Origin of the sequence: Metabacillus litoralis, from assembly GCF_007994985.1 — a bacterium.
Classification (GTDB): domain Bacteria; phylum Bacillota; class Bacilli; order Bacillales; family Bacillaceae; genus Metabacillus; species Metabacillus litoralis.
The window spans coordinates 161,868-173,719 of sequence record NZ_VOQF01000007.1 but is presented as its reverse complement, the minus strand read 5'-3'; the positions used below and the strand labels follow the sequence as shown (position 1 = coordinate 173,719).

The window sequence follows — 11,852 nt, the reverse complement described above, 5'->3', positions numbered from 1 at the left end:
TGATCGTTTATGTATGTGCAAAAATTAATCAACATCTGCTTTTTCTAAGTGATCTTTAATTTGAAAGGAGGCCCAACAATATTCGCGACTGTTGCGTTGTGTAGAACACAATCTAATATTGCATTTCCTAATTTAGTTTCCAGGAACACCGCATCTCTTTACTTATGTCCTTCATCAGCTCTATGACGAACTTTTTCTCGGGCTTTTCCCTCGCTCATGTCCTTCATTAGCTCTATGACGGACTTTTTCTCGGGCTTTCCCCTCGCTTATGTCCTTCATAATAAAGAAGTGGAAGTGTAAAAGGCGTCAAAGCCATGATGAACCACTAAACAAAGTGGAAAAGCTTAAATAAAGCGCATCATACAATAAATCCTAAAATAAACAAAAGAAAAAGTTGGTATCAGTTCCCCTCTTTACTCATATCATTGTCCTAACAGCTTATTTAAGTGACAAACAGTTCTGGTTTTCTCTGAAATTCATGCTACAAACCAATAATTCCGTAATAAATCAATCATATTTTTTAGTTTTCATACATACATCTGTATTGTCATAGTAATTTACTAGGCTATTTGAAAGGAGGAATTCTTTTGTCACAGGAACAGCAGCTACGTTTCTCTGTAGAAGAATCAGTTTGGTTTCAAAAAGGACAGGAAGTATCTGAACTTTTATCAATTTCATTAGATCCTGATATTACAATTCATGAACATGATCAGTACATTTCAATTCGAGGTGCATTGCAACTTACGGGAGAATACAAAATAGATAATGACGCGAGTGTGAAGGAGCAATTTGAATATGCAAATGTTCGGTATGTGAATGAGGTGTCAACTCGCGAGGATGGAGTAAGTGTATTGAACCATCGCTTCCCTGTTGATATTACAATTCCTAGAAACCGGATTGAACAATTAGAAGAGGTGTATGTATCAATTGAGTCATTTGATTATGAATTGCCAGAATACAAATGTTTAAAGCTAATTGCAGATTTATCGATAAGTGGAATTTCAGATGGGCAAGTAGAACAAATTTCTACTGAAGTAGTGAGACCTGAGGAAAAGGAAGAAGCATTTGAAGCTTTATTCAGAGGTCAGCAACAACAACCAAATGCGACTGTTGAGACATCAACACCAACACCACCTCAAGTAAATGAAGAAGAAAATGTATCTCCATTTTCATCTTTTTATGAAGACTCAACAAGTGAACAAGACTTGGACAAATTCTCTTCATTTCAATTAGAGGAAACAGAAGTGAAAGAAGATCGAGTTCTTGAAGAAAGTCACGCTGAAGTTGAACAACTTACTTCACCTAATGATGTAAATAACAGTGAAGTAGAAGAAACGATAGTAACTAATGAAATTGAACAGCAAGTGGAAGAAGTTATTGTTAGTGAAGAACAAGAAGAACAAAAGGAAGAAGATCCACAAGAGGACTTATATGATCCTTTCGTAGTTGAAGTAAGAAAAGAAGTTCAAGAAGTTGAAGAAGAGCCTAAAGAGGTGCAGTATTCCTTCTTTTCTAAAACAGAGGATTCTTCGTTAGAACCAGAAACTGAGGAAGAAGATGTTGATGGAAGAGATGAAACAAATGCTAAAGATGCTCATTATTTAACTAGTTTATTTGCGAGAGATGAAGAAGAAGATTTCTCAAGAGTAAAAATGTGCATTGTGCAGCAAGGTGATAGCATTGAGCTTATTAGTCAACGCTATGATATTTCGGTTCAACAGATTTTAAGAGTAAATGACTTTCATGCAGATCAAGATGTTTATGAAGGGCAAATCCTTTATATTCCCGCATATTCTACTAGCAAATAAAATGAAGAAACAGCATGGGGGCAAATCCTACCTCAGCTGTTTTTTTCATTAATTAGTTGAGCTGATTGGAGGTGTTGTTGAATTGTCTATAAAAGTTGAAGCTATCACACCGTTGCTAAAGCAATATGATTTGAATTTAGAGTATTCGGAAGAAATTAGTAAAAGAGTGGTAAAGGTATATACTGATAATGGTTCATATGCTTTAAAAAAATTATCGAAAAATCCAAATCCCTACTTTATTGAATCATATTCAATCTTGGATCAAACAAAATACTCTAAATATGTTCCACTCGTTAGAAATCGCTCAAATCAAACAATTTCTCAAATGAATGGTGAATATTACTACTTAATGCCATGGTTAACAAATGAAACGGAAGAAGAACGAGATGCGAGACATCAATATCTTTTTAAAGAAGTTGCAGAGCTACATAGTCGAACAGAAAAGGATGTCAAACTATCTAGTGATGCAGCTACTCATCATTTTGAATCTTTTGAAAAACATCTTGATGAAACAAAGATCTATTATGAATCTTTTGTTGAAGAGTGTGAACAGAAATTATATCTTTCTCCTTTTGAATTACAAGCAGTCACTTATTTTATAGAAGTGAGTAGAGCAATAGATTTCTCAAAGAAAAAGCTTGTAGAATGGTATGAAAAAATGCAAGAAAAAGAGTCATCCAGAATGGTTTTAACACACGGGAAAATCTCAGCTCGTCATTTCCTATATGATGGTGAGGGAAATGGATACTTAACAAACTTTGAGAAATCTAAATATGCAGCTCCGATCGATGATTATTTATATTTTATCAATCGAACGGCAAAAACATATCCAATACCAAGTGATGATTGTGTGAACTGGTTTTATACGTATCAAAAAGGCTATCCTTACAAAGAAGAAGAAATGCTTCTCTTTTTAAGTTACTTATCTTATCCAGAACGAATTTGCCGGCTTATTAAATCCTATTCTGCAAAAAATAATTCAACGGAGTTAGAGAAAAATAGACAATTGGTAAAAGCGTACTGGCAATTCAAAAACATTGAGTATTTTGTTATGAAGATTTCTGAAATCGAAGAAAAACGAAAACAAGAAGCTCAACAAGCTCAAGAACAGTAGATTTCTACAGGGTTTTTCATTTTTTTCTGGTCCAGGTGTTCTTTTGACTGGAATAGCACTCACCACAACCTAGAAAGTAAATATCATTTATTGAAAAAGCAGAGGTTCACTCTTTTTAAAATGAGTAAGCCTCTGCTATAAAAGATCTTTTCATTAAAGCCATTCAAGGCGTAATGCTATTGCTAACAAAATTAATAATCCTAGTAGTAATACATCAAATGACGTTGGGAAGAAGACAGTGCGAATTCCCTGAAAAATAGTTAACGGTATAATAATTTGAATACTAATCTCGCGCATTTGTCTTACCCATGGTGGAAGTGTGTAAGGATTATAACGCCGCTTCATTTAACCCCTCCTCTTTCAAAAGGCTCTATTTTCCTAAACTTTATGCTTTTATAAATCTGAAGGATGCAGCACTGTATAAAGTTTAGTGGCATCTTTTCTTCTAGAATTCGAACCTTTTATCATATAAAACATTGTATCTAACCAGCATATAAGATCAATTAGGAACAATCTTTCAGAAAAGATCCTTCAAAAACTCTATAAAAATTTAATGCTCATCTGTCTAAAAGAGATAAGTATTTGTCATAAATATAATCGTAAGATAAAATATGCACCTAAATCGTGATATGTGCCTGTATGAAAAAAGATAAACATGGCAAAGATATTGACGAAAAAAAGGATTGTTTAGTAATATATAAGAGATGTTATACTTTGAAGACAAATTTCATATTGAATAAACGAAGATTGGGAAGAGTACAATCACCATCACTTTACAGAGAGAGAAATCATTTGCTGAAAGATTTCTTAAGCCAGAGGGATTGGAATGTCGCCCAGGAGTTGTTTCTTTGAAATGATAGTAGAAGAAACCGGTAAAAACCGTTATTTTGTTGAGTGTATAGACTATGAAAAAGACCCTAGTTTTATTTGGTTATAGTCTGTAAAAAAAGGTGGTACCACGAAAATATTCTCCTTCGTCCTTTTATGGATGGAAGGAGTTTTTATTTTTTCTGCTACTGTTTAGAACGGACTGTTGATTTTATGAGTATAAATGAAGTTAACAATATGTGATAACAGTGTCAAATATCGTACATAAATAATACTCAGTAATAAGGAGGAAATAAAAATGGAGAACAATGAACAACAATTATCTTTACCAACAAAGTATGATCCAAATGCAATTGAAAAAAATCGCTATTCATTTTGGTTAGAAGGTAAATATTTTGAAGCAAAAGGTGATGAAACGAAAAAGCCTTATACAGTTGTAATTCCACCACCAAATGTAACAGGTAAGCTTCATCTAGGACATGCTTGGGATACGACACTACAAGATATTGTGACACGCATGAAAAGAATGCAAGGCTATGATGTGTTATGGCTTCCAGGAATGGATCATGCGGGGATTGCAACTCAAGCAAAGGTTGAAGCTAAGCTGCGTGAAGAAGGTATTTCACGTTATGATTTAGGACGTGAGAAATTCATAGAAGAAACGTGGAAGTGGAAAGAAGAATATGCTGGACATATTCGTAAGCAATGGTCAAAGGTTGGACTTGGACTAGATTATTCTCGTGAAAGATTTACCTTAGATGAAGGTTTATCAAAAGCTGTTCGTGAGGTGTTTGTTAATTTATATAAGAAAGACCTTATTTATCGCGGAGAATATATAATCAACTGGGATCCACAAACGAAAACAGCACTTTCAGATATTGAAGTTATTTATAAAGATGTTCAAGGTGCATTTTATCATATGCGTTATCCTTTAGCAGATGGAACAGGCTCTATTGAAATTGCGACAACACGTCCTGAGACAATGCTTGGTGATACAGCTGTAGCGGTTCATCCTGAAGACGAGCGTTATAAGCATTTAATAGGTAAGAAAGTACTGTTACCAATCGTAGGAAGAGAAATTCCAATCGTTGGTGATGATTATGTAGATATGGAATTTGGATCAGGAGCTGTTAAAATTACTCCTGCTCATGATCCGAATGATTTTGAAATCGGAAATCGCCATAATCTAGAGCGTGTTCTTGTTATGAATGAAGATGGCACAATGAATGATAAAGCTGGCATTTATAAAGGACTAGATCGTTTTGAATGTCGCAAGAAAATAGTTAAAGATCTTCAAGATCAAGAAGTGTTATTTAAAATTGAGGAGCATATGCATTCTGTTGGACATAGTGAACGAAGTGGTGCAGTAGTAGAACCATATCTTTCAACACAATGGTTTGTTAAAATGCAGCCATTAGCAGATAAAGCAATAAAACTTCAGCAAGAAGAAGATAAAGTTAATTTTGTTCCAGATCGTTTTGAAAAAACATATTTACGCTGGATGGAAAATATCCGCGATTGGTGTATTTCACGACAGCTATGGTGGGGTCACCGTATTCCAGCTTGGTATCATAAGGAAACAGGCGAAGTATATGTAAATCAAGAGCCACCAGCAGATATTGAAAACTGGAATCAAGATAATGATGTATTAGACACATGGTTCAGTTCAGCTTTATGGCCTTTTTCAACAATGGGTTGGCCTGATGTTGAATCTGCTGATTTCAAGCGCTATTATCCAACTGATGTATTAGTAACTGGGTACGATATTATTTTCTTCTGGGTATCTCGTATGATTTTCCAAGGACTAGAATTTACAGAACAACGTCCATTTAAAGATGTATTAATTCATGGTCTTGTGCGTGATGAGCAAGGACGTAAAATGAGTAAGTCATTAGGCAATGGTGTTGACCCAATGGAAGTAATTGATCAGTACGGAGCAGACTCTCTTCGCTTCTTCTTATCAACAGGAAGCTCTCCAGGTCAGGATCTACGTTTTAGCTATGAAAAAGTAGAATCAACTTGGAACTTTGCTAATAAAATCTGGAACGCATCTCGTTTTGCGCTTATGAATATGAATGGATTAACATTTGAAGAAATTGATTTAACAGGCAAAAAATCGGTTGCAGATAAATGGATTTTAACTCGTCTGAACGAGACGATTGAAAATGTAACAAAGCTAGCTGATCGATATGAGTTTGGAGAAATCGGTCGTTTGCTTTATAACTTCATTTGGGATGATTTCTGTGATTGGTATATTGAGATGGCAAAGCTTTCATTATATGGAGAAGATGAAGCTGCGAAAAAGACAACTCGATCTGTATTAGCTTATGTTTTAGATTCTACGATGAGATTGCTTCACCCATTCATGCCATTTATTACAGAGGAAATTTGGCAATCACTTCCACACGAAGGAGAATCAATAACTGTAGCTTCATGGCCAACAGTAAAGGCTGAATTATCAGATGATAAAGCGGTAGTTGAAATGAAGCTTTTAGTTGAAGTGATTCGTGCAGTTCGTAATATTCGTGCTGAAGTGAATACACCAATGAGTAAACAGATTCCAATGAAAATTAAAGCAAAAGATAATGGTGTCGTAACACAGCTTGAAGATAATCGTGTATATGTAGAGAGATTCTGTAACACAAGCTCACTAGATATTGCTACAGACATCTCAACAAGTGAAAAATCAATGTCATCTGTTGTTACAGGTGCAGAGATTATTTTACCGATACAAGGATTAATAAATATTGAAGAAGAAATTAAACGATTAGAAAAAGAACGTGAAAAGCTTGATAAAGAAGTAGAACGCGTTCAGAAAAAATTAGGTAACGAAGGCTTCTTAAAGAAAGCTCCTGATAAAGTTATAGAAGAAGAAAAAGCAAAAGAAAATGATTATATTGAAAAGCGAGAAATCGTTTTAGCAAGAATTAAAGAGTTAAGAGGTTAAGTTAGTTACTCGGGTGGTGCTTTATAGCGCACCCGAGTTTTTAAATAGGTGGAATAAAAGGAGGTCTAAACGTGTTTAATACGTATCAAGAAGCGTTGAATTGGATTCATGGCCGTTTAAAGTTTGGTGTTAAGCCTGGATTAAAGCGGATGGAATGGCTTTTAGAGCAAATGAATTCTCCTGAAAGAAATATACCCATTATCCATGTAGCAGGAACAAATGGTAAAGGCTCAACTATTTCTTATCTGTTACACATGTTAACAGAAGCAGGATATGATGTTGGAACTTTTACATCACCATATATTGAAACTTTTAATGAAAGAATTAGTGTGAATGGCAAGCCGATCTCAGATCATGAAATGCTAAAGCTTGCTAACGAGGTAAAACCATTTGTAGATAAAGCTGAAACAACTGAGCTTGGTGGTCCGACAGAATTTGAAATTATTACAACCATGATGTTTTTATATTTTGGAAAATACCATAAACCTGATTTTGTATTGCTTGAAACAGGGCTAGGTGGAAGATTAGATTCTACAAATATTGTTACTCCGATCTTATCAATCATTACAAATGTAGGATATGATCATATGAACATATTAGGTTCAACGATTGCTGAAATTGCTTTTGAAAAAGCAGGAATAATAAAACAAGGAATCCCAGTTTTCACGGGATCAGAAAACAAGGAAGTAGTAGAAGTCTTATCACGTATAGCTAATCAAAACCAAGCTCCTTTGTTTAAAATTGGAGAAGAATTTCAAATACTAAATAGTTCGCAACAACATAAAGGTGAAATGTTTTCGATGAAAACGAATCATAATGAATATAATCAAGTCTCGATCATGATGAAGGGACAACATCAAGTTCAAAATGCTGCTTTAGCAATAGCTGCTATTGATTTCTTAAATGATCATAAAATAGCTTCTCTAAAGAAAGAGCATATTTATGATGGCATCAGTAAGGCATTTTGGATGGGAAGATTTGAACAAATTTATAATAATCCTGAAGTGATTATTGATGGAGCACATAATAAAGAAGGCATAGAATCACTAATAAATACAGTGAACAGGCACTTTCCTAATCGAAAGATTCATATCCTTTTTAGTGCATTAAAAGATAAGGAATACAGTGAGATGATTAATAGATTAACAAGTATTGCAACAAGCATTACCTTTACTACCTTTGATTTTCCTAGAGCAGCTACTCCAGAAGAACTCTTCTCAGCTTGTGAGTTTAAGAAGAAAAACTTTTTTTCTTCATGGAAACAAGGTGTGGAAGAAATGTTGGAAACATACGAAAATAAGGATGATTTAATTCTTATAACTGGATCTCTTTATTTCATATCAGCAGTTCGAGAGTACGTGAGTAAAAAGTAGTTTTATCATAAAGAAACAAAAATAACAATATGACAAAAGTTAGAAAATTTGCTAAAATAATGAAATATGATAGTAGGATGTAATTTAGGAGGCGTAATTTTGGACAAAAAAGTACAGGTAGGATTATGGCTATGCTGGTTAATTGTTACCCCTATTTTATTGTGGGTTGCCTATCAACTTGCGCCTCCAACATTTAATGGTCTTGAAGTAGATATCTTAGCTTTTTTAATATTAATGTGTCTTGTCTCCTTTTGGCCAATCATCATCAACGAAACACCTATTTTCTATGTTCAAGGTGTATCACTAGTTGTATTTCTTTACTTTGGTTTATTTATCGAAATGATTTTAACTCAGATTGCTGTCATTGTGTTGCTTTTAAAGGTACGAGTCAATATAAAAGATTTATATAGGTATCCTCTAAATTCATTGTTATTTTCTTTAGGTTCATTAGGTGGAGCGGTTGTTTTTTATATGATCGGAGGAACACATGGAAGAGTTTTATTTAGTGATACTTTCCTCACAACAATCATCTCTTATGAATTAACTGTTTTTCTATTAAATCAATTTTTATTTAATATCCTTCAACTAGTAATCTATAAAAAAAGATTCAAAATATTAACGAAAAGCTTTTTGTGGGAATTCTTTACCTCATTAATCATCTTTCCAATCGGTATTGCTCTTTATTTCCTCTATCTTGAAGTTGGTATAGAAGCGATTATTTTTATTGGGACTCCATTATTAGCATTATCTATCATTTTAACTTTGTATTATAAAACACAACAAATTAATCATTATTTACAGCAAGCAAGTGAAATTGGGCATCAATTAACAGGTAGATTAAATATAAAGAATGTCCTTGATATTTTTATGGACAAAGTGACTGCAATGATACCTGTAGAAGCAGCTTACATCATTGATGTTGATTCTGAAAAACTAAGAATAGTAAGAAAGTATGAAAATGGAACAATACAGATAGATACAGAAGAACCAAAGTCTCCAGATCGTGGACTTTCCGGACATGTTTATGTCATGAGGGAAAGTATATTATTTCATAGTCGCAAAGAATGGCGTCATATTCACCAATCCCAATTACCTCATACAGTCGAAAGTGTGATTGGTGTTCCTGTAATGAGAAATCAAGATTTAATTGGTATTGTTATACTTGCCTCGAATAAAAAACATGCTTTTGACAAAGCACAGCTTATGATTATAGATTTATTATCTGCTTACTTAGGTGTTGCAGTAGAAAATGCTAAGAATTATGAAGAAACAAAAAGACAAAGTGAGCATTGCTCGTTAACCGGTCTTTATAATTATCGTTATTTAGAAAATAAACTAGAGGAAAACTTTTTATCTCTTAATCAAAGAAAAGTTGAATCACTTTCCCTCATTTTATTAGATATTGATCATTTTAAAGATGTAAACGATACATATGGTCATCATGCTGGAAATGAAGTATTGATTCAGCTTGCAAACCGCCTACTAAAAACATTTCGTCATAGAGGAATTGTTGCAAGATACGGTGGAGAGGAATTTGTGATCCTTTTAGCTGATTATACTAAGGCTGAGACAATTACTATTGCTGAAGAAGTTCGTTTGTTAATTAGCAATACACCTTTTGAAATCGAACAAAGTTTACATAATACCAATACAATGATATCTATTTTTATAACAGCTAGTATAGGTGTAGCAATAGCTCCAGAAGATTCAGAAGATGCTATTTCACTAGTAAGACATGCAGATCGAGCAATGTATATTGGCGCAAAAAGAGCAGGTAGAAATAAAGTTGCTGAATATGTTAGTTAGTTTTAAATGGGAAATAGTTTAATATCAAGTATTTCCTGCGCAATAATCGACATGATTTTGTAGAGTTTGTGTAAATATTTCAACACCTACTATTTTAATCTGTACGTTTTGGTATAATAGGACTATCTAAAAATATAAAATTACTAATATTAAAGTAAAAGAAATGTCGTGGGAGGTATTGTGAACATGTATAAGCATATTATTACGATATTTCTAGTGTCTTTGCTTACGATACAAGCCTTTATACCTATTAACAACGCTGCAGCTGTGGATGGCCTCTCAATTAATGCGACGGTTAAAGGTGAGCACACATTAGAAATTGAAGATAATGGTTCAGTAACATCAGATGTCATATTTAATTTGTTTCCTGAAGGTGAAGCTACTTCTAATGAAAGAAAGCCAATGGATGTAGTTATTGTTTTTGATAAATCTGGTTCAATGAAAGACGTTGTAAGAGGAGGAAGTTCCAAATTAGAGCTAGCCCAAGAAGCTGTGGATCAAGCGGTAAATATATTCTTTGAAAATTCAAAAAAGGGTTTTGATGATAGATTTGGACTGGTGACTTTTGACTCTGTTGTTCAGTATACTATTAACAATCTTCATTCAAACCCGAATATTGTTTATAATAGAGTAAAGAATGAAAGTGCTGAAGGTGGGACTAATTATTCAGATCCATTGAAAGAAGCAAAAGACCTCCTACTAAATGCAAAAGATAATGGGAAGTATAGTGGTCCACGCGATCAATATATTATTTTTATGACAGATGGAAAACCTACAAACTCAACTTCTCAACAAAATATCTCTGGAAATTACAAAGAACTTATTAAATATCAAGATTATCAAAAACAGTATAGCTATAATTCTTATCGAGATAAAGTTTTAGCTGGTCAGTTTGCTTTTTTTGAAAATGAACTCTACATTGTTTCAGATAATCAAAAGGATATTAGTGGAAACTATACACTCCATTTTGACTCAAATTCAGATGGCAATAACATTGCTTTTACACACGATAGAAAAGTATATTTATATTCAAAGTCTAACCCAACTGTACCACAAAAAATAGTAGAGCATACTCGTGAACAGGCTCTTGAAATAGCGAAAAATAATATCACCTTGCTTTCAATTGGGTTCGGTGAAGAACATCAGCTTGATATGAATTTATTAGCAGAACTATCTAGCTTGTCAAACGGTAAAGCAGAAAGAGCTTCAGGTGAGAATATAGTAGATGTCTTTAAAGATATTTCTGATAGTATTTCAGCAGAATATCCTTCATTATCTAATGGATTTATCAGATTTGTTTTACCATCAGGAGTGACAGTTCAACAAAATGATAAAGTTAGGATAATAAAAGAAGAGGTAGATGGAAAAAACGAAGATGTTGTTTATATGAATTTAAGCGATATTAAATTCAATCCGACCCCTCCTCAAGCTGGAGATCAATCCTTACAATATAATTTGCCATTAATATTTACCAGCCCTGGAGATTACAGTTTTTCTTTTGATGTACTTTACAATTCAGGGAAGAATGCTAAACGTGGATTAAAATATGATGTAAATGTAGTCATTCCTCTAAAGAAAATTGAGTTTAGGCAAAAAACAAAAACGATTAAAATAGGTGAAAGAATTAAGGTAGAAGATTACCTATCATTTACTCCCTTGAATGCGACAAATAAAACCATTAAAGAAGTACTTAATATTGGAGACACTTCACCAATATCTATAGAAAAGATTGGGAATGAATGGTATGTAAAAGGAGAGACTATAGGTTTTACTGAGATCAAAGCAGTTGCTGATTATAAATATCCGACGATCTCTGATGAAATGACGATTGTAATAAAGAAAGAAGATGGCACTACAGGTGGAACAAATCCAGAAGGTGGGACAGAATCTGGAGAAGATTCTGATTCTTATGGTAAATGGTAAAAAACTCGAGTTGACATTGATCAACTCGAGTTTTTTTATTTTTATATTAATTT

7 protein-coding genes and 1 other annotated feature are annotated in these 11,852 nt (G+C 33.5%); of the genes, 6 read left to right on the top strand and 1 reads right to left on the bottom strand.

Annotated elements, in window-relative coordinates; translation table 11 throughout:
- The first annotated feature begins 587 nt into the window (after positions 1-587).
- On the top strand, positions 588-1,808 hold the full coding sequence (gene spoVID, locus FS935_RS13745; RefSeq protein WP_146949188.1) for a stage VI sporulation protein D: 1,221 nt from the start codon (positions 588-590) through the stop codon (positions 1,806-1,808).
- A gap of 82 nt (positions 1,809-1,890) precedes the next feature.
- Positions 1,891-2,922, top strand: coding sequence for a spore coat protein YsxE (gene ysxE / locus FS935_RS13740; protein WP_158638612.1), 1,032 nt, complete (start codon positions 1,891-1,893; stop codon positions 2,920-2,922).
- A gap of 153 nt (positions 2,923-3,075) precedes the next feature.
- On the opposite strand, the gene FS935_RS13735 is transcribed toward ysxE, so the two are convergent.
- On the bottom strand, positions 3,076-3,267 hold the full coding sequence (locus FS935_RS13735; protein WP_146949186.1) for a YszA family small membrane protein: 192 nt from the start codon (positions 3,265-3,267) through the stop codon (positions 3,076-3,078).
- 389 nt (positions 3,268-3,656) lie between these two features.
- Positions 3,657-3,907 (top strand) — a binding site (T-box leader).
- A 141-nt stretch (positions 3,908-4,048) separates the two neighbouring features.
- Between FS935_RS13735 and FS935_RS13730 the strand changes: the two genes are divergently transcribed.
- The 4 genes from FS935_RS13730 to FS935_RS13715 all read left to right on the top strand — a co-directional run bounded on the left by FS935_RS13730 (position 4,049) and on the right by FS935_RS13715 (position 11,799).
- Complete coding sequence (locus tag FS935_RS13730) at positions 4,049-6,697, top strand: valine--tRNA ligase (RefSeq protein WP_146949185.1); 2,649 nt, start codon at positions 4,049-4,051, stop codon at positions 6,695-6,697.
- A 71-nt stretch (positions 6,698-6,768) separates the two neighbouring features.
- On the top strand, positions 6,769-8,070 hold the full coding sequence (locus tag FS935_RS13725; protein WP_146949184.1) for a bifunctional folylpolyglutamate synthase/dihydrofolate synthase: 1,302 nt from the start codon (positions 6,769-6,771) through the stop codon (positions 8,068-8,070).
- 99 nt (positions 8,071-8,169) lie between these two features.
- A complete protein-coding gene (locus FS935_RS13720; protein WP_158638611.1) occupies positions 8,170-9,876 on the top strand; it encodes a sensor domain-containing diguanylate cyclase in 1,707 nt (568 codons plus the stop codon).
- Between the two features lie 186 nt (positions 9,877-10,062).
- Positions 10,063-11,799 carry a vWA domain-containing protein gene (locus FS935_RS13715; protein WP_146949182.1) on the top strand — a complete coding sequence of 579 codons (1,737 nt, stop codon included), beginning with the start codon at positions 10,063-10,065 and terminating at the stop codon, positions 11,797-11,799.
- The last annotated feature ends 53 nt before the right edge of the window (positions 11,800-11,852 follow it).

Coding starts and splice junctions, on each gene's coding strand:
- FS935_RS13735 (WP_146949186.1), bottom strand. CDS start 3,267: ATGAAGCGGCGTTATAATCCTTACACACTTCCACCATGGGTAAGACAA.
- FS935_RS13730 (WP_146949185.1), top strand. CDS start 4,049: ATGGAGAACAATGAACAACAATTATCTTTACCAACAAAGTATGATCCA.
- FS935_RS13715 (WP_146949182.1), top strand. CDS start 10,063: ATGTATAAGCATATTATTACGATATTTCTAGTGTCTTTGCTTACGATA.